Below are 18,077 nucleotides of genomic sequence, written 5' to 3'. Positions count from 1 at the left end.
AAGAGCCTCGCTATGTTGTATCGCCGTTTTGAGCGTTTTATCAATATTTTTCATGACGCGCCGACCGATTCACCGCCCTCCACGGTCTGGCCCTTTTATCTCTACTATCTGCGCCAGGTCTGGCCCAGTTTTGCGGCGCTGCTGCTGGTAGGCCTGGTCTCCGCGCTGATCGAGGTGTCGCTGTTTGGCTATCTGAGCCGCCTCATTGATATGGTCAATCACGCCACGCCCGCCACGCTGTTCCGGGATAACTGGCCGTTGCTGCTCTGGATGGGGGCGGTGGCGCTGATTCTGCGGCCGATCTTTATCGGCCTGCACGACATGCTGGTGCACCAGAGTATCAGCCCGAGCATGACCAGTATGATCCGCTGGCAGCACCACAACTACGTGCTGCGTCAGAGTCTCAATTTCTTTCAGAATGATTTCGCCGGTCGTATCGCCCAGCGCATCATGCAGACCGGCAATTCACTGCGCGACTCGGCGGTGCAGCTGGTGGATGCCATCTGGCATGTCCTGATCTACGCCGTGACCTCGCTGATCCTGTTTGCCGATGCCGACTGGCGGCTGATGATCCCGCTGATCCTCTGGATGGTGGCCTACAGCGCCTCACTGCGTTTCTTTGTACCGCGCGTCAAGGCGCGTTCGGTGGTCTCCTCAGAAGCACGCTCTAAGCTGATGGGCACCATCGTTGACGGCTATACCAATATCGCCACCATCAAGCTGTTCGCCCACAGCGATCTGGAACGTCAGTATGCGCGCGAGGCTATTCAGGAGCAGACCGATAAAACCCAGCACGCCAGCCGCATGGTCACCAGCATGGATCTGACGCTGTCAGCGCTGAACGGCCTGCTGATTGTCTCCACCTCCGGGCTGGCGCTCTGGCTATGGAGCCAGTCGCTGATCAGCGTCGGGGCGATTGCCCTGGCGACCGGTCTGGTGATCCGCCTGGTGAACATGTCCGGCTGGATCATGTGGGTCGTCAACGGCATCTTTGAAAATATCGGCATGGTGCAGGATGGCCTGAACACCATCGCCCAGCCGCTGAGCGTGCAGGATGCGCCGCAGGCGAAGCAGCTGAAGGTGACGCGCGGCCAGATTCGCTATGAAGATGTGCGCTTCGACTATGGTGGCGGTCGTCAGGTCATCAACCACCTTAACCTCACCATTCAGCCCGGCGAGAAGATTGGTCTGATTGGTCCTTCGGGTGCCGGCAAATCGACGCTGGTCAACCTGCTGCTGCGGCTCTATGACCTGAACGGTGGCCGGATTGTGATCGACGATCAGGATATCGCCAGCGTGACGCAGGAGAGCCTCCGCAGCCAGATTGGCATGATCACCCAGGACACCTCGCTGCTGCACCGCTCAATCCGTGAAAACCTGCTTTATGGCCGTCCAGACGCCAGTGAAGAGGCGCTCCAGCTTGCGATCCGCCGCGCCCGCGCCGACGAGTTTATTCCCCTGCTCTCCGACCCGCAGGGCCGCACCGGCCTAGACGCCCACGTGGGCGAACGCGGGGTGAAGCTGTCGGGCGGTCAGCGTCAACGTGTGGCGATCGCCCGCGTGCTGCTGAAAGATGCCCCGATTCTGATCATGGATGAGGCCACCTCGGCGCTCGACTCAGAAGTGGAAGCCGCGATTCAGGAGAGTCTGGAGTCGCTGATGCAGGGTAAAACCGTCATCGCCATCGCGCACCGCCTGTCGACTATCGCGAAGATGGACCGGCTGGTGGTGCTGGATAAGGGCGGCATCGCCGAGATGGGCAGCCATCAGGAACTGCTGGCGCAAAACGGCCTCTATGCCCGGCTGTGGCAGCATCAGACCGGGGGGTTTGTCGGCGTCGATTAATCGCCACGCCGATAGGGTAAGGCGTCGCGCGCTTCTTCCGCCCAGCCGCGCACGCCTTCCCGCTCCTGCTGCAGAAAATCGGCGACGGCATCGCGCAGGCCGGGATGCAGCAGATAGTGCCAGGAGTGGGTGATCTGCGGCTCAAAGCCGCGCACCAGCTTGTGCTCACCCTGCGCACCCGCATCAAACCGCGCCAGCCCTTCATCCAGAGCCAGATCCATCCCCTGATAGAAACAGGTTTCGAAGTGCAGCCGGTCAAACTCCGCCAGACAGCCCCAGTAGCGGCCATAGAGCGTGTTGCTGTCGCGCAGATAAAAGGCCATCGCCGCCGGTTGCTGCTGTAAGCGGGCGATCACCACCACAATATTCTGCGGCATCCGCTCCGCCAGCAGGCTGAAGAAATCCCGCGTCAGGTAGGGGCGCTGGCCGCGCACCGCATAGGTGTTGGCGTAACAGGTATAGACAAAATCCCACTGATCTTCCCGCAGCTGATGGCCCGGATAGCGGTCAAATTCGAAGCCGCTCTGCGCCACCTGTTCACGTTCTTTGCGCAGCTGTTTGCGCTTGCGCGACATCAGCGTATCGAGGAAATCCTGAAAATCGCGGTAGCCCCGGTTGTGCCAGTGATACTGACAGCCGAGCCGCGACAGCCAGTCGGGCTGCTCAGCCAGCAAAGTATTGGCCTGCGCGTCGGTAAAGTTGATGTGCGCGCCGCTTAAGCCCTGCTGCAACAGGTGCTCAGGCAGGGCCGCCAGCAGGTGTGCGGCGGCAGAGGGATCACCCAGCAGCCGGGCACCGCTGACGGGGCTGAAGGGAATCGCCCCCAGCCATTTCGGGTAGTAGCGAATCCCGGCGCGCTGGCTGGCATCCGCCCAGGCGTGATCAAAGACATACTCGCCCTGGGAATGGCGTTTGCGGTAGCCCGGCAGCGCGGCGCGGGTCACGCCGTTTTCCTGCCACAGCAGATGATCAGGCTGCCAGCCCGATGCAGGCCGCACGCAGCCGCTCTCTTCTAACGTGAGCAGAAAGGCGTGGCGCAGAAACGGCTGGTCATCCGGCAACAGGGCATCCCACTCAGCGGCGGGAATCGCCGTCAGCGAGTTCAGGTGAATCAGCGACATGAATAACTCCAGACAACGGCGGGCAGAGATGCAGTCAAGCAGGTTTTGCGCGTCAGCGAAAGGGCTAAGGCACGCAAAGTGAAGGCTGCATCCGCTGAGCACAGCCCCTATACTGCGACTTTATCCCACAGGACATCGCCATGGATCGACTCGATTGTGACCGGATGTTTGTCACGGTGCTGGAAACCGGCAGCTTTTCTGCGGCGGCGTTACGTCTCGGCACCAGCAGCAGTCAGGCGTCAAAGCTGGTATCGAAGCTGGAGCAGCAGCTCGGCGTGCAGCTGTTTAAGCGCAGCACCCGCGCCCTGTCGCCGACCGATGTCGGGCGCGCCTATTACGAACGGGTCAAACACCTGCTCGACGCGTTTGAGACGCTGGATGCCAGCGTGCGCGAAAGCGCCATGACGCCGACCGGCCGGCTGAAAATCAGCGCGCCCGGCTCCTTTGGCACGGCGGTGCTCTCTCAGGTACTGGTCGCCTTTGCCCGCCGCTATCCGCTGATTGAGCTGGACGTCAGCTTTTCAGATCGGGCCGTGAACATCGTCGATGAAGGATTTGATATGGCGATCCGCATCGGCAACCTGAGCGACAGCAGCCTGGTGGCGCGCAGGCTGGGCGAGGTTCACGTGCGCTTCGCCGCCTCACCGGCCTATCTTGAACAGTTCGGCACCCCGCAGCACTGGCAGGAGATCGCTCAGCATCAGTGCATTATCGACACCAATTTTCGCGATCCCCGGCACTGGCCGTTTGCCGGTTCCGACGGTGAGGTCGTGACCGTGCCTGTGCAGGGCCGTCTGCGCTTCGCCAACACCGAAGCCTGTCTGCAGGCGGCTATCGCGGGCCTGGGCATCGCGCGCCTGCCCGGATTTATCGCGGCCCCTGCGCTGCAACGCGGTGATATCGTTCGGCTGCTGGAGAACTTCGAGACGCCGCCACTGGGTCTGTTTGCGGTTTATCCGCCCGCCCGCCATCTGCCCCACCGGGCGCGCCTGCTTATCGACTTCCTGGTCACCCATTTCATTCATTTTCCACCCGTCTGATTTCTTCCAATATGGAAGAAATGATTGTCTTCAGGACCGGATTATCAGCCTTTTAGTCATCAGTTATGCTGCTTCTCATCTCAACAGAGGAGTCGCACAATGTTAGTAGAAGGCAAGTGGAGTAGTGACTGGCATCCGGTGCAGGCTACTGACAAACAGGGCGGTTTCGTCCGCCAGACATCCGGTTTCCGGGACTTCATCAGCAGCGATGGCTCAACGCCATTCCCGGCAGAGCCCGACCGCTACCATCTCTATGTGGCGCTGATCTGCCCATGGGCATCACGTGCGCTGATCGCCCGCAGGCTCAAAGGGCTGGAGTCGCTCGTCGGCGTCACGGTGGTGGAGCCGCAGCTCGGTGCTCAGGGCTGGCGCTTCGGTGATTTTCCTGGCGCGCAGCAGGACCCGCTGAATAACGCGCAGTACCTGCATGAGATCTATACCCGCGTGGCACCCGATTACACGGGCCGGGCCACCGTGCCGGTGCTGTGGGACAAGAAAACCGGCACCATTGTCAGCAACGAGTCGGCAGACATCGTGCGCATGTTCAACAGCGGCTTTGGCGATCTGGCCGATAACCGCATCGACCTCTATCCCGCCGCGCTGCGCGCTGAGATTGATGCGCTCAATGAGAGCCTCTATCCGCGCCTGAATAACGGGGTTTACCGCGCCGGATTTGCCACGACCGCCATCAGCTATCAGCAGGCGTTTAACGACGTCTTCAGCCAGCTGGATGAGCTGGAGGCGCTGCTGAGCGATGGCCGCACGTTTCTGCTGGGGGAACGGCTGACCGAAACCGACATTCGCCTGTTTGTGACCCTGATCCGCTTTGACGTGGCCTATCACGGCCTGTTCAAATGCAACCTGCGCCGCTTACGCGACTATACGCTGCTCAACCGCTATCTTAAGAGCATGCTGTCGGTCTCCGGCGTGCGTGAGACGGTCAACATCGATCACATCAAACAGGGTTACTACTCGATCAAAGCGCTCAACCCGAACGGCATCGTGCCGGCGGGCCCGGATATGAGCGAATACGGTTTTTAAAGGAGCAATGATGGCAAAGGCACTGGTGATTTTTCTGCATGGCGTGGGGAGTAACGGCGATGACCTGGCCCCGCTGGGCCACCACTGGGCGACATTGTTGCCGGATGTGATTTTTGCCGCGCCCAATGCGCCTGAACGTTTTGCCGCAGGGTTTGGCTGGCAGTGGTTCAGCCTGACCGACGTGACGCCAGAAAATCGGCCAGGCCGGGTGCGGGCAGCACGCGCCGCGTTTGACGCAATCCTGAACGCTATCGTTGAGCAGCATGGCTTCGCCGACCGCTGGCAGGATGTGGTGCTGGTCGGCTTTTCACAGGGGTCGATTATGGCGCTGGATGCGCTCGCCTCGGGCCGTTATCCGCTGGCAGGCGTGGTCGCCTTTTCCGGTCGTCTGGCCGTTGAGGGTCAATTAACCCCGCAGGCTCATGTGCCCGCGCTGCTGATCCACGGCCAGGGCGATGAGGTGATCCCGTGGCAGGAGAGCGAATCGGCCGCGACACGACTCAGAGCCGCCGGGGTGCCGGTCGACGCGCGCTTTGAACCGTCCACCGGCCACACCATTTCAGGTCCGGGCGCGATGCACGCCGCCGCCTTTATCGGACAGTGCCTGCAGGATTAACGCCGGTAGCGATCTAACGCCTGCCAGGCCTGCGCCGCCGCCACCTCAGGCGGCAGGCGTTTCAGTCTGTCGTTGAAGACTTCAATACCCAGCGGCCCCTGATAGCCTGCGCTTTTGAGCTTATCGACAAAGCGATCCACGTCGATAATGCCGTCGCCAGGCAGCAGACGCTGATGCTTCGCCATCGCCATCAGGCTCTGTTTGTCCTGAGCCGGAACGGCGGCCATATCACACAACTGCACCTCATAAATGCGGTCGGCCGGAATGCCATCCAGATGGGCGGCGTCGCCCCCGCGCGCGCAGATATGGAACAGGTCGACCACCAGACCAATATTCGGCTGGTCGAGCCGCTGCAACCGCTGCCACGCCAGCGGCAGCGTGTTATCCACACTGCACCAGGCCATTGGCTCATACATAATGCGCATGTTGTAGCGCGCGGCTTCAGAGGCCATCCAGCGCAGGTCATCATCGATCAGTTCGGCACAGCAATCTTCCCGGGTGCTGGCCGGAGCCTGAAGGGTATCGCAGCCCAGCGCCTGGGCGATCTGAATAAACTGACGCAGCTCTTCGCGCTTCTGTGCGCGCAGTGCCATGGGTGCGCCGGTGAAATCGCGCAGCACCTGGAGGTTGGTAAAGCCGGGTCCCTGCCGCGCCGCGATCTCAGCCAGCGCCGCCGCACCGCCCTCGCACGCCTCAACATCCTCGCGCCAGATCTCCACCTGATCGAAACCGGCGTCACGCGCCGCCTGGAGTTTCTGGCCGGGTTCACCGTTTAACAACACCAGGTTAAGGAAGGTGGGGTTGGTTCGCATTGCTCGGCTCCTTAATCGTCCGGAATAATCGGTGATGTTCAGGTCATGCCCCCGGTGAGAGACGGGCGTGACCTGAACCCCTCTGTTTCTCTGGCGCACAGGGGCCGGTTAACCGGCTCAGCCCAGCAGCGTCACCAGCGCAAAACCGGCAAACGCCATCAGCAGTGAACCGATCACATGCACCAGCGCGCTGGCCATCGCCCAGAGATACTTACCTGATTGTAGCAACACCATTAATTCTGCCGTGAAGGAGGAGAAGGTGGTCAGTCCGCCGCACAGGCCGGTGACGATCAGCAGTTTCCAGATCGGGTCGATGTCAGGGTGGCGAACAAACCAGGCCATCGCACCGCCAATCACCAGCCCGCCGATCAGATTCACCAGCAGCGTGCCGGGTGGCAGATTGGGAAAGAGCGCATTAAAGCGCATCGCGAACAGCCAGCGCAGCACACAGCCGGCCGAGCCGCCGATCATCACCGCCAGTAACGGTTTCAACATAACTTGCTCCTGGTTACAGATTAACGCCGGGCTGAGAGGAGAGGCAGAGATAAACTGCGCCTGACGCCTCAGCTCCCGCGAAAGGATTGAGTGTCAGGCGTCATCAGCCGGTGTTAAGCCCACCGGCGGTTGGGAAAGGTGGCACGCCATCACCTTGAGCCGGTGATAATACGACGCCCGTTTCAGGCTGGCAACCTTGCGCCGGGAAACCGGCCCGGCTGGCGTAAATGCTTGACGCCCACGCTGCGGGCGGGGTAATGCTGAGGAATGAAAGTCGGTGACGGAGAGGCGATGCGAACCCTGATTTTTGATACTGATATCAGCGTGGATGATGCTTTTGCGCTGGCCTATGCGGCGCGCACCCAGCATCTGCTGGGCATTACCACCGTTTTCGGCAACGTGGCGGTGGGTCAGGCGGTGAAAAATGCCCGGCTGTTCTGCCAGAAGATGGCGATCGACGCAGAGGTTTATCGCGGCTGCGCGCGACCGCTGGCGCAGGCCCCGTCGGCCCCCGCCACCCTGCACGGCCAGGACGGGCTGGGTGATGCGTTTGAAAACAGCTGTAGCGATCAGGCCCCCGGCGCGGTGCAGTTTATTATCGACAGCGTGCGGGCACAGCCGCATCAGATCACCCTGGTGGCGATCGGTCCGCTGACCAACATCGCCTCGGCCATTAATCAGGCACCCGACATCATTCCGCTGGTGAAAGAGCTGGTGATCATGGGCGGTGCGTTCGGCAGCGGGGGACACAGTGGCAACGTGACGCCCTTCAGCGAATTTAATATCTGGAAAGATCCGCATGCTGCCGATCAGGTGCTCACCTCGGCGCTGAACGTGGTGGTGATCCCGCTGGATGTTACCCACAAGGTCCTGATCACTGGCGAAGAGGTTCAGCGGCTGAATCAGCCAGTGCTGAGCGCCATCTGTCGCCCTTACCTGGCTTACAGTCTGGCGAAAGAGGGATTTAACGGCATGGCGCTGCACGACACCCTGGCGGTGGCATGGCTGAGTCTGCCAGAGGCGTTTACCCTGGCCGAAAGCCCGCTGCGGGTGATCACCGAAGGGATCGCCTGCGGTCAGACGGTGCGCAGGCTGAGCGCACTGGCCTCCCGGCAGGACCCGTTTGCCGGTCTGCCCGCCCAGCGCATCGCGCTCGGCGTGGATGCTGACGCGGTGCGGGCGCACTTCTTTAACACCCTCACCGCGCCCTGACGCGCTGGCTGGCCGCGTTACCGGTCGAAATGAATCACGCCTTTGATCAGTTCGCGATTGTTGATGACCTGCGGTTCAAAGGTTTCATCCAGCGTGGAGAACGCCAGAGAGTGATTCAGCATCATGCTGGCGCGCAGCTGACCGCTGGCCATCAGGGAGCAGACCCGATCAAAATCTTCGCGGGTGGCGTTCCGGCTCCCGAGCAGGGTGGCCTCTTTTTTGTGAAACTCACTGTCCGGGATCACCAGATCGCCTTTGTGCAGGCCGACATAGACGACCGTGCCGCCGTGCCGTATCAGGCTGACCGCGTTGTTCATGGCCGCCGGGTTGCCGGTGGCGTCGATCACTTTCAGCGGCAGCCGCCCGCCCGCTTGCTCGCGCAACGCGGCATCGAATGCCGCGTCTGCCGGGTTCAGCGCCACCAGGCCAAGCTGGTCAGCGACATGCTGACGACGAAATGCGCTGGTGTCCGCCACAATCACCTGCGCACCGCTGGCAGCGGCAATGGCAGCCACACCCAGGCCAATCGGCCCTGCACCCACCACCAGCACCTGCTCATCGGCGGTCACGCCAGCCCGACGCACCGCATGCGCGCTGATGGCAAACGGCTCAATCAGCGCAGCCGCCTCCGGTGTCACTTCATCCACCGCCAGCAGCGTGCTGACCGGCACGCTTAAGTAGTCGCTGAATCCCCCATCCTGATGGACGCCAATCACGGAGATCTGCTCACAGCAGTTGGTTTTACCGCTCTGGCAGGCGTCGCAGTGCAGGCAGGCGATGTAGGGCATAAGCGCCACCCGCTGGCCCGGCTGAACACCTTCAGCGCCACGGCCCAGCGCGACCACCTCCGCACAGATTTCATGGCCCAGCACCCGGGGATAGCTGAAAAAGGGCTGATTGCCGGACCAGGCGTGAATATCTGTTCCGCAGATCCCGGCGGTAAGAATTTTAATCAGCGCCTCGCCCGCGGCGGGCGCTGGCCTGTCGCGGGTGGCCCAGACCATTCTGCGTGGTTCAGCGATGACCAGTGCTTTCATTGTTGTCATGGTGAGTCTCCGGTTGTCCTGCAGGCAGTTATGCCGAATCCGGCAGCGGACGCGGGTCTCGCTTGCCGGAAGTGTGAAGCACCACGGTTTTTTTGGGCTCTGAATGGTTTTTAATGCATAAAAAACCGGAGAGTGCGATGAGCCGCAGCCAGAATTTGCGTCAGAACGTGGTTAACCAGATGCTGGAAAGTATTACTCAGCGCCATATTCGCTCCCCGCTGCCGCCACAGGCGGCGCTGGCGGAGATGTTCAATATCAGCCGGACCACGGTACGCCATACCCTGCACTACCTGCATCAGTGCGGCGTACTGGATAAGGTTGAACAGACCTGGGTTATCGTGCGCGAGCCGCGCGAAGAGGACAGTTTCAGCGCCGTCACGCCGCCGATTGAGCAGCAGGCCAGCCACGTAGAGCAGATGTTTTTTAATCTGATTAACCAGCGGCAGCTGGTGCCGGGTGACACGTTCAGCGAACTGCAGCTGGCGCAGCAGGTGAAGGTCAGTCCGGTCGTGGTGCGTGAATTTCTGCTGCGCTTTATGCGCTATGACCTGCTGGAGCCGGTTAAACGCGGCCAGTGGCGGATGAAGAAATTCACTCAGGACTACGCGGAGAAGCTGTTTGAACTGCGCGAGATGCTGGAAACCCACGCCCTGAGCCGCTTCCTGAATCTGCCCGCCAGTGATGAGCGCTGGGTTCAGGCACGGGATCTGCTGGATCGCCATCGATCGATGCGCGACACCATCGCCAGCAACTATCGCCACTTTGCCGCGCTGGATCGGCAGATGCATTCCCTGATCTTATCCGCCGCCAGCAATCCGTTCTTTAATCAGTCGCTGGAGATCATCTCGGTGATCTTTCATTCGCACTATCAGTGGGATGAGAGCGATCTTAAGCAGCGCAATATCGTGGCGCTGGAGGAGCATATGGCGATTCTGACCGCGCTGATTGGCCGTCAGGATGTCGACGCGCTCTGCGCCCTGCACAACCATCTGGCTACCGCAAAAACCTCCATGGTGCGATCAATCAGCCAGTACAATTAAAAACCGATTAAAAACCACAAAGCATTAGCTCCCGCACGCTTCAGAAACATCTTTGCAACATCCTTTTCCCTTTGCTCTTAGTCTCGACGGTAACGTCACGGCGGCCTTTTGCCGCTGCGCGCAGACCCTTCTCACCATAACGATAACCAGCCAGTTTCGGGAGAGTGCAATGGAAAAGACCTCAGTATCCGGCCGTGATCGCGCGTCCGGTGAGATGACACCAGACCAGGATTTCGTGCCCATGCGCAGCGACGTGGTGCGTTCACCGCGCATCCGTAAGATTCAGGTCACCGCGATGCTGCTGTTGCTGTTTGCGGCCGTCATCAACTATCTGGATCGCAGCTCGCTGTCGGTGGCCAATATGACTATCCGTGAGGAGATGGGACTGAGCGCCACCGAAATCGGCGTTCTGCTCTCCGCTTTTTCGCTGGCTTATGGTCTGGCGCAGCTGCCGTGCGGTGCGCTGCTGGATCGCAAAGGGCCACGCATCATGCTCGGCATCGGCATGTTCATCTGGTCACTGTTTCAGGCGGCCTCTGGCCTGGTCCACAACTTCACCCAGTTTGTGCTGGTGCGCATCGGCCTCGGCATTGGCGAAGCGCCGATGAACCCGTGCGGCGTCAAAGTGATCAACGACTGGTTCAATATCAAAGATCGCGGCATGCCGATGGGGATGTTTAACGCCGCCTCGATGATTGGGCTGTCGGTTGCACCGCCGATTCTGGCGGCGATGATGCTGGTGATGGGCTGGCGGGGGATGTTTGTCACCATCGGCATCCTCGGCATCTTCCTCGCCATTGGCTGGTACATGGTCTATCGCGACCGCGATAACCGCACCCTGAGCGCCGAAGAGATCCACTATCTGCAGGCGGGCAGCGTGGCGTCACGCAAAGAGCCGATCAGCTTCAGGGAGTGGCGCGGCCTGTTTAAGCAGCGCACCATGTGGGGCATGATGATTGGCTTCAGCGGCATCAACTACACCGCCTGGCTCTATATCGCCTGGCTGCCGGGCTATCTGCAGTCGACTTATCACCTCGATCTCAAAAGCACGGGCCTGCTGGCGGCGATTCCGTTCCTGTTCGGCGCGGCGGGTATGCTGCTGAATGGCTATGTGGTCGATACGCTGGTACGCCGCGGGTTTAACGCGGTGAAAACCCGCAAAGTCTGCATCGTCAGCGGCATGCTGCTGTCAGCCGGATTTACCGCCGTTGTCACCCGCGCGACCGACACCACCAGCGCCGTGACGCTGATCGGCATGGCGCTGTTCTGTATCCACTTTGCCGGTACGTCGTGCTGGGGGCTGATCCACGCCAACGTTACCGCGCGCATGACCGCCTCGGTCGGCAGCATTCAGAACTTCGCCAGCTTTATCTTTGCCTCGTTTGCGCCGGTCATTACCGGCTGGGTGCTCGACACCACCCAATCGTTCAGCCTGGCGCTGATGATTTGCGCCTGTGTCACGCTCATCGGCGCCCTCGCCTATCTGCTGCTGGTGCGTAAGCCGATCACCGACGGCGAATAACCCCCGCTGACGGCGCGGCGGTCAGCTCAGCGTCGTCAGTGTAACCCCATGTTTCGCCCCGTAACGCTGAATACCGGCGATCACCTTCTCCGTGCTGAGCGGCGGTGGCGGTGGCAGCAGCGGTGCTCTTTCACGCAGCGCCGAGTCGAAGCGGGCAAAGGTAGCAAAATCGCGCGGGAACCGCTCTTCATCCACGCCGATGAAGACCCCCTCATCACGGGCATGGTCCAGCAGCGCCCGCCAGCGATCAATCTCCGCCAGCCCGATGCTGTCGGTGCCGTGAGAAAAGAGCATCATGTCGATATTGCGGAACGGCGGCTGTTTTTCCAGGAAGCGTTGCAGGGCCGCCGCTGACGGCTCGGTGCAGAACACCAGCCAGAACGGGATAGCCTGCTGTCGGATGCTGCTCCACGGGTCCATCAGCAGGAAACTGTCCACCGTCAGACGGGTCGGTAAAATACCGGCAGCCAGATACCAGTCACGATAGATCTCTGCCACCACATAACTCATCGCTTCCGGATCTTCATAGCGAATCTCCATCAGCTTCCAGTTCTGGGCTTGCGCCAGCTTTTTCAGTGGTGAGATGAGATAGCCATCCAGCCCCCACTCCGCTTCCGGCACCCGATCGGTGATGGCGGGCGGTGTCCAGCGCTCGCGGTCAACGCCATAACGTGCCAGATACTCCGCAACCCGCGGACCACCCTGTAAATACTCCTGCTCGGTTGCCCCGCCGAGCGCGCCAAACTGAAAGAAGGAGCGATCGCTGGTGCGCGTGACCGGCCACTGGCGGGTACAGTGATTAATGAACAGGGTGGATCCGGCAGGCAGGCTGCCCATCAGGAACTCGTTAAAGGCCAGCGGCAGGTCGCGCAGTTTCAGCCGGAAATAGCGCATCTGGTCCAGCATCAGCCGATCCTGATTGGGGTCCTGCATATGGTGAACCGCCAGCCGCGGCCAGGCCGAGAGCAGCGCAGCGGCAATCTCTTTACCCTCCTCAAAACCTGCCTGCGCATCATCGGGATCGCTGCTGGTTGCCCGCACCGGGCAGAGAAAGGTTTGTGGCAGCCAGGGCACGCCCATCGCCGCCGCCAGATGCATCAGCGCACCGTTCGACGAGCCGATAAAGGCGGCGGGATAATCCTGCTGGGGATACTCACTGACCATCCATTCGGCGATGCCCTCCACATCCAGCTCCCCCGCCTGGCGCAGGCTGATGCCCTCTGCCATCCCGCCCAGCGCGTAGCCCCACTCCCGCAGTCCGGTCGGCAGCCGGTTCAGCGACGGCAGCAGCCGATCCAGCGTCGGAGACTGGCTGGGACTGGCAAAGGGGCGATCGTGCAGCGCATTCGCCAGCGCCAGCAGCATCGCTGCGGCGGAGTCAAAACGGGCAATACCTTTCGGGGGTTTACTCATGCTGATTCTCCTGCTGAATGCGCGCCAGGAACGGGCGAATGGCGTGACAGAAACTCCACGGATAGACGTAATGCAGGGTGTGCGTGCCGTCGCGCAGTGTAATCAGTTCGCTGTGCGGCATCAGCGCGGCAAGCTCATCCAGCCAGCGTGCCGGACAGACCGGATCGCGCGAGCCGCGCAGCAGCAGCGTGGGCGCATTGATGTAGGTAAGGCGATGCTCGATGTGGTCGCGCATCATCTCACGCATCGTGCCAAAGGCGCGGCGCAGACCCGCTTTAGCGTAATCGATGCGGGCCAGCGGCCCCGGCGGTCGCCGGGTTTCCAGCCGGCCATTGCGCCAGTCGCGCCACAGCTGACGCGGCAGGCTGCGGGCATGGCGGTCCACCGTCGGACCCTGCAGCACCAGCCCCGCCACCGCCTGCGGATGCTTCACCGCCAGCGCGGCCAGAATCTGACAGCCAAACGAGTTACCGACCCAGATGGCGCGCTGAAAGCCGTTGTGCTGCAGCCATAACCAGAGCGCCTCCGCCTGCTGGTCGACTGACATCACCGGCGCAGAAGCGGGCAGCGTACTGGCTCCGAAACCAGGCAGGTCGGGCACCAGCACGTGATAAGCGCGGCTCAGCGCCAGCGCCAGCGGCTCCATCGCCCGGCCTGACATCACCAGTCCGTGGATCAGCACCACCGGCAGTCCCTTATCCTCATTGGGCGTGACCCGGGTGAACATCCGCCAGTCGCCCACCTGCTGAAAGTAACCGGCCATGCCGGCATGGTGGCTGCGCGGTGACACCGGCGGTGTCTGTTTCAGCTGCTGCCAGCGTTTCATGCCCCACAGGGTGGCCGCCACACCTAATCCCACGCCTGCCACTATCGCTGCCTGTTTTCGTCGCTGCTTCTGGCTCATCCACTGCTCCTGTTTCGGGGAGAATAATTCAGTGTAGGCCGGGATCGGATGGGAGGCGGTTTATCGGTGTCATGGCGAGGAAAAGTTCAGCGCGTCTCTTGAGGGGAGGCGGGACGCCGGAAAGCGTGTCTTCAGCCCCTGGATTCGCGGAGAGGGGAAAAGGCGCCAGCGCGCCTTTTCCCTCTTTTTACTGTGCTTTGCGATAGGGATCTTTGATTAATGCCACGGAGAACGCCCCAATCAGCAGCACGGCAGAGACCGCCAGCAGTGCCCAGGTAAATCCCCCGCTGCTCTGGCGGATATAGCCAATCAGGGAGGGGCCGACAAAGCCGCCCAGATTCCCGACAGAGACGATCATGGCTAATCCGCCTGCGGCTGCGCTGCCGGTAAGAAAGCCCGAAGGGAGAGCCCAGAATGAGGCCTGAAAAGCGAGAATGCCGCTGACGGTAAAGCAGAGTGCCAGCATCTTCAGAACGGGCTCATTCACGACGGCGCTGCAGGCTAGCGCAAAGGCGGCGATAACGAGTGCACCACTGATCCAGCGAATGCGATGCCCGGAGGCATTGGCCCGCCGGGCCCAGAACAGCATGCTGAACGCGGCACAAATGTAGGGTAATGCGGTCAGGAAACCGGTGGTGGTGTGGCTGACGCCAAGCTGGCGGATGATCTGCGGCATCCACAGGCCCACCCCGATCGAACCGACAATCCCGCAGAAGTTAATAAACGCCAGCAGATAAAGCAGCGGATTCCGCAGCGCATCGCGCAGGCTGGAACCGTGTGCTTTTTCAATCTGCTGTTGCTCGTTCTTCAGTCGTCTGCTCAGCAGGGACTTTTCCGTGTCGCTCAGCCAGTTTGCCTTCTCCGGGCGGTCGTTAAGGAAGAAGAGGCACAGCACGCCGAGGATCACCGCCGGGAACCCTTCCAGCAGCAGCAGCCACTGCCAGTTACGGATATGTTCATGCCCGGTGATTTGCATCAGCATCCCCGATAGGGGAGCGCCGATGATATTGGCCACGGGGATCCCGACTAAAAAGGCGGCCGTAATTTTTGCGCGCCAGCTTCCGGGGAACCAGTATGTGAAGAACAGGTAAATACCGGGCGTGAATCCGGCTTCGGCCACCCCCAGACAAAAACGGGCAAAGGCAAAGCTCAGGGGGCCGGACACGAAGGCGGTCGCCATGGAGATGAGTCCCCATGAGATCATGATGCGGGCAATCCAGATACGGGCGCCCACTTTTTGCATGATCAGGTTGCTGGGCACTTCAAACAGAAAATAGCCGATAAAAAACATCCCGGCGCCGAATCCGAACTGCTCAGCCGTGATGCCCAGATCGGCATTCATGCCCAGCGCCGCGAAGCTGACGTTGGTGCGATCCAGATAACTGACGACATAACAGATGAAAATAAAAGGCAGGATGCGGCGAAACGCTTTACCGGCTGCCTGTTCACTTTGTTCAAAATCCTTTTGATTCATCTCTTCACGATCGCCGGACACGGTTTCCGGCTCCGCAGGTGAGCCGGTGCTTACAGTATGCAGATTCATGAGTACCTCCGCTGCGTTCAGAGAACGCAGAGTTGTTCTTAGAGAAATGCAGTGGACATAAAGGACAGTGGATGGCCGGGCGTCTTCATTGAACAGGTAAGAATGCTGCCGCTGACCGATTCGGTAATAAACAGTTGCTGTAAATTTTCGCCACCAAAGCAGAGGTTGGTGGTGGAGCGCCCGGCGGGACTGGTGAGGATTTCGGCAGGCTCAGCCAGATCGTTGAGCAGCCAGACGCGACCCAGCCCCGGATTGGCAATCAGTAGCTCACCCTGCGCGTTGATGGCCAGTCCATCGGGACCGCTGGGCCCGTGCGAGGTAAAATATTGACTCACTTTGCTGACCGACCCATCACGCTGAAGCGGCACGCGCCAGATGGCATTGCCGCGCGTCATCGCGACATAAAGCACTTTTTCATCTGGCGACAGAACCAGCCCGTTTGGGCTTGGACAGTTATCCAGCAGGATATCCAGTCGTCCGTCCTGGCTGAGACGATAAACACGGCCAGTCGGATCGTGAAGTCCCGTCTGACCCTGATCGGTGAAATAGAGGTTGCCCCGGCTGTCGGGCGTTAAATCGTTCACACCGCGAAAGCTCTCACTGTGGCGGCGAGGCAGCCACGGCGTCACGTCCTGCGTTTTAAGCGAGAGCTTCATTAACCCGTGATGATAATCCGTAATCAGAAGGGTATCCGGATCGACGAGTTTCATGCCGTTCGGTTCGCCATCATATTGCACGACGAGATCCCAGTTGCCTGCCATATCGACCCGGAATATCCGGCCATACGGGATATCGGTCAGGTACAGACAACCGGAAGGGTGCCAGACCGGCCCTTCCAGGAATGAGTCGGTGAGCTGTCCTCCGCGATTGGCGGCAGCCCAGACATTGTTGCGATCAGGGGAACGAAAGTGGTCGGGCAGCCGGGTAAAAATTGATGTCTCCCTGACATCCGCCTGCGTCAGATAAGTCATAGAATGGTGTCCTTTTCAGTGAATCCCTTAACCCGGCTGACATAATCCGTGCGCACGTGTGCGTCTCTGCGGTGAATCAGCGGTGTCTCATCAGCGAACATAGCCTGCCTCACAGTCTGTTTTACTAAGTAAAACTCAGGTGTACATGATGAAATCACTATATCGACGACACTGGCGCTGATGCCAGTGTTATGAGCTTGTTTATTATGTAAACAAGATATAACTCACAAATTATGCCGACATGTACCGGCAAGGTCATGAACTGCAGACGGGTGAAAAGCGAGAAAGGCTGAAGCCGCTTTTTAAAATGATGATGAAAAAGGGTTGAAGTCGTATATAAAAAATAGAATTTTCAATCTTTTATACCCGGAGGAGAAATGATCACCTGTCACGTCAAATACGTTATCGATCCCTATCAGATACGCGAATTTGAAAATTATGCTTCGGAATGGAACCGATCCAGGGTTTAAGAAAGAGAACGGAGAAACGGAGGCGGCAACCTGAACAGACCTCAGGCGCAGAAAAAGCGGGTTTCAGTCAGCGGAGGCAAAACAGAAAGGTGATAATCACCGGTCGATCCCTGACCGCGATTATCGAGGGTTTCCTGCGGGGTGCTCAGGAGATAGCACCCGGCGGTACGTGTTTGAACGTCTCAACGTAAGCACGGAACACGTATTTGAAAATGCGTTTCATGGAGCACCTGATTCAAATTTAGTTGAAGATATACTGAAAAAGTATAACTTCTGTGCGTTTTAACAGCAAATAAATTTGAACCCGATCACAAAACTACGGCTTCTCGCTTCATAAAAAACTATGCGGTGTAGCCGAGATGCTGCAGCAGAATGGTGGAACCAACGGCAATTAAGACGAGGCCACCGAGCACTTCCGCCCATTTACCCAGCACCGGACCAATAAAGCGCCCGACCAGGACACCGGTCGTCGCCATTACCGTGGTCGCGGCACCAATCGTCAGCGCGGTGGTGATGATGTTCACCTGTAAAAAGGCCAGACCAACGCCGACCGCCAGCGCATCAAGGCTGGTGGCTACCGCAGTGGTCGCCAGTACCACAAAGCCGTGGCTTTTTGGCGCTTCACAGGGTTCGGCGACCGCGGTCTGACGGAAGCCTTCCATCATCATACGGCCACCCAGGAACGCCAGCAGTGTAAACGCGACCCAGTGGTCCCACGCCATGATATAACGGCTGGCTGCCAGGCCGAGTGCCCAGCCAATCAGCGGGGTCAGTGCTTCAATAGAGCCGAAAATCAGACCGGTGCGCAGCGCTTCTTTAAAACCAGGACGATGCAGCGTCGCACCTTTGCCCAGCGCAGCAGCAAATGCGTCCATCGACATACCCAGCGCAAGAATTAACGTAGCAATAAAGGTCATGATTTATTCACCTGGGGCGAAAAAGCGGCTATTCACGCTGAATTCACCACACAAAGTGTTCAGTTATGA

The 18,077-nt window shown here is 59.8% G+C and carries 17 protein-coding genes and 1 riboswitch; of the genes, 7 read left to right on the top strand and 10 right to left on the bottom strand.

Annotated elements, in window-relative coordinates; all coding sequences use genetic code 11:
• The first annotated feature begins 12 nt into the window (after nucleotides 1-12).
• Complete coding sequence (locus OJ965_RS03725; RefSeq protein ID WP_009087928.1) at nucleotides 13-1,845, top strand: ABC transporter ATP-binding protein; 1,833 nt, start codon at nucleotides 13-15, stop codon at nucleotides 1,843-1,845.
• Here the strand turns inward: OJ965_RS03725 and OJ965_RS03720 are convergent.
• Nucleotides 1,842-2,966, bottom strand: a complete 1,125-nt coding sequence (locus OJ965_RS03720) for a GNAT family N-acetyltransferase (protein ID WP_265137835.1) — start codon at nucleotides 2,964-2,966, stop codon at nucleotides 1,842-1,844. The two genes, OJ965_RS03725 and OJ965_RS03720, sit on opposite strands and share 4 nt — an antisense overlap.
• 140 nt (nucleotides 2,967-3,106) lie before the next feature.
• Between OJ965_RS03720 and OJ965_RS03715 the strand changes: the two genes are divergently transcribed.
• The 3 genes from OJ965_RS03715 to OJ965_RS03705 all read left to right on the top strand — a co-directional run bounded on the left by OJ965_RS03715 (nucleotide 3,107) and on the right by OJ965_RS03705 (nucleotide 5,663).
• Nucleotides 3,107-4,006 carry a LysR family transcriptional regulator gene (locus OJ965_RS03715; RefSeq protein ID WP_009087932.1) on the top strand — a complete coding sequence of 300 codons (900 nt, stop codon included), beginning with the start codon at nucleotides 3,107-3,109 and terminating at the stop codon, nucleotides 4,004-4,006.
• A gap of 99 nt (nucleotides 4,007-4,105) precedes the next feature.
• Complete coding sequence (locus OJ965_RS03710; RefSeq protein ID WP_046100793.1) at nucleotides 4,106-5,047, top strand: glutathione S-transferase family protein; 942 nt, start codon at nucleotides 4,106-4,108, stop codon at nucleotides 5,045-5,047.
• 10 nt (nucleotides 5,048-5,057) lie between these two features.
• Nucleotides 5,058-5,663 carry an alpha/beta hydrolase gene (locus OJ965_RS03705; RefSeq protein ID WP_261766136.1) on the top strand — a complete coding sequence of 202 codons (606 nt, stop codon included), beginning with the start codon at nucleotides 5,058-5,060 and terminating at the stop codon, nucleotides 5,661-5,663.
• On the opposite strand, the gene OJ965_RS03700 is transcribed toward OJ965_RS03705, so the two are convergent.
• Both OJ965_RS03700 and crcB read right to left on the bottom strand, forming a co-directional pair.
• Complete coding sequence (locus tag OJ965_RS03700; protein WP_058956919.1) at nucleotides 5,660-6,475, bottom strand: sugar phosphate isomerase/epimerase family protein; 816 nt, start codon at nucleotides 6,473-6,475, stop codon at nucleotides 5,660-5,662. The genes OJ965_RS03705 and OJ965_RS03700 overlap by 4 nt on opposite strands.
• Nucleotides 6,476-6,592: 117 nt before the next feature.
• Complete coding sequence (gene crcB, locus OJ965_RS03695; protein WP_009087940.1) at nucleotides 6,593-6,970, bottom strand: fluoride efflux transporter CrcB; 378 nt, start codon at nucleotides 6,968-6,970, stop codon at nucleotides 6,593-6,595.
• A gap of 87 nt (nucleotides 6,971-7,057) precedes the next feature.
• A riboswitch (Fluoride riboswitch) is annotated at nucleotides 7,058-7,133 on the bottom strand.
• Between the two features lie 128 nt (nucleotides 7,134-7,261).
• Here crcB and OJ965_RS03690 point away from each other — a divergent pair.
• On the top strand, nucleotides 7,262-8,182 hold the full coding sequence (locus OJ965_RS03690; protein ID WP_154929126.1) for a nucleoside hydrolase: 921 nt from the start codon (nucleotides 7,262-7,264) through the stop codon (nucleotides 8,180-8,182).
• 17 nt (nucleotides 8,183-8,199) lie between these two features.
• Here the strand turns inward: OJ965_RS03690 and OJ965_RS03685 are convergent, their stop codons facing one another.
• Nucleotides 8,200-9,228 (bottom strand): zinc-binding alcohol dehydrogenase family protein, encoded by a 1,029-nt coding sequence (locus tag OJ965_RS03685; RefSeq protein WP_111207831.1) that lies wholly within the window; start codon nucleotides 9,226-9,228, stop codon nucleotides 8,200-8,202.
• Nucleotides 9,229-9,365: 137 nt separating this feature from the next.
• Between OJ965_RS03685 and OJ965_RS03680 the strand changes: the two genes are divergently transcribed.
• Together OJ965_RS03680 and OJ965_RS03675 are read left to right on the top strand one after the other, a co-directional pair.
• Entirely contained in the window at nucleotides 9,366-10,268 is a 903-nt protein-coding gene (locus OJ965_RS03680; protein WP_265139254.1) for a GntR family transcriptional regulator, read from the top strand.
• A 169-nt stretch (nucleotides 10,269-10,437) separates the two neighbouring features.
• Nucleotides 10,438-11,790 (top strand): MFS transporter, encoded by a 1,353-nt coding sequence (locus OJ965_RS03675; protein ID WP_009087947.1) that lies wholly within the window; start codon nucleotides 10,438-10,440, stop codon nucleotides 11,788-11,790.
• Nucleotides 11,791-11,811: 21 nt separating this feature from the next.
• Here the strand turns inward: OJ965_RS03675 and OJ965_RS03670 are convergent, their stop codons facing one another.
• From OJ965_RS03670 to mntP, 6 genes are all read right to left on the bottom strand, one after another.
• On the bottom strand, nucleotides 11,812-13,203 hold the full coding sequence (locus OJ965_RS03670; RefSeq protein ID WP_265137832.1) for a hypothetical protein: 1,392 nt from the start codon (nucleotides 13,201-13,203) through the stop codon (nucleotides 11,812-11,814).
• Entirely contained in the window at nucleotides 13,196-14,107 is a 912-nt protein-coding gene (locus OJ965_RS03665; protein WP_265137831.1) for an alpha/beta fold hydrolase, read from the bottom strand. The genes OJ965_RS03670 and OJ965_RS03665 overlap by 8 nt, the downstream gene beginning before the upstream one ends.
• A 187-nt stretch (nucleotides 14,108-14,294) precedes the next feature.
• On the bottom strand, nucleotides 14,295-15,650 hold the full coding sequence (locus OJ965_RS03660; RefSeq protein ID WP_058956913.1) for an MFS transporter: 1,356 nt from the start codon (nucleotides 15,648-15,650) through the stop codon (nucleotides 14,295-14,297).
• Nucleotides 15,651-15,688: 38 nt separating this feature from the next.
• Nucleotides 15,689-16,621 (bottom strand): SMP-30/gluconolactonase/LRE family protein, encoded by a 933-nt coding sequence (locus tag OJ965_RS03655; protein ID WP_058956912.1) that lies wholly within the window; start codon nucleotides 16,619-16,621, stop codon nucleotides 15,689-15,691.
• Nucleotides 16,622-17,236: 615 nt separating this feature from the next.
• Nucleotides 17,237-17,314: a stress response protein AzuC gene (gene azuC / locus OJ965_RS21325; protein WP_111207900.1), complete on the bottom strand. Its 78-nt coding sequence runs from the start codon at nucleotides 17,312-17,314 to the stop codon at nucleotides 17,237-17,239.
• 118 nt (nucleotides 17,315-17,432) lie between these two features.
• Nucleotides 17,433-18,008: a manganese efflux pump MntP gene (gene mntP / locus OJ965_RS03650; protein ID WP_009087956.1), complete on the bottom strand. Its 576-nt coding sequence runs from the start codon at nucleotides 18,006-18,008 to the stop codon at nucleotides 17,433-17,435.
• Between the last annotated feature and the right edge of the window lie 69 nt (nucleotides 18,009-18,077).

Origin of the sequence: Pantoea anthophila, from assembly GCF_026104315.1 — a bacterium.
GTDB classification, from domain to species: Bacteria; Pseudomonadota; Gammaproteobacteria; order Enterobacterales; family Enterobacteriaceae; genus Pantoea; species Pantoea anthophila.
The sequence above is the reverse complement of the archived record's forward strand: the minus strand, read 5'-3'. Positions and strand labels throughout refer to the sequence as shown.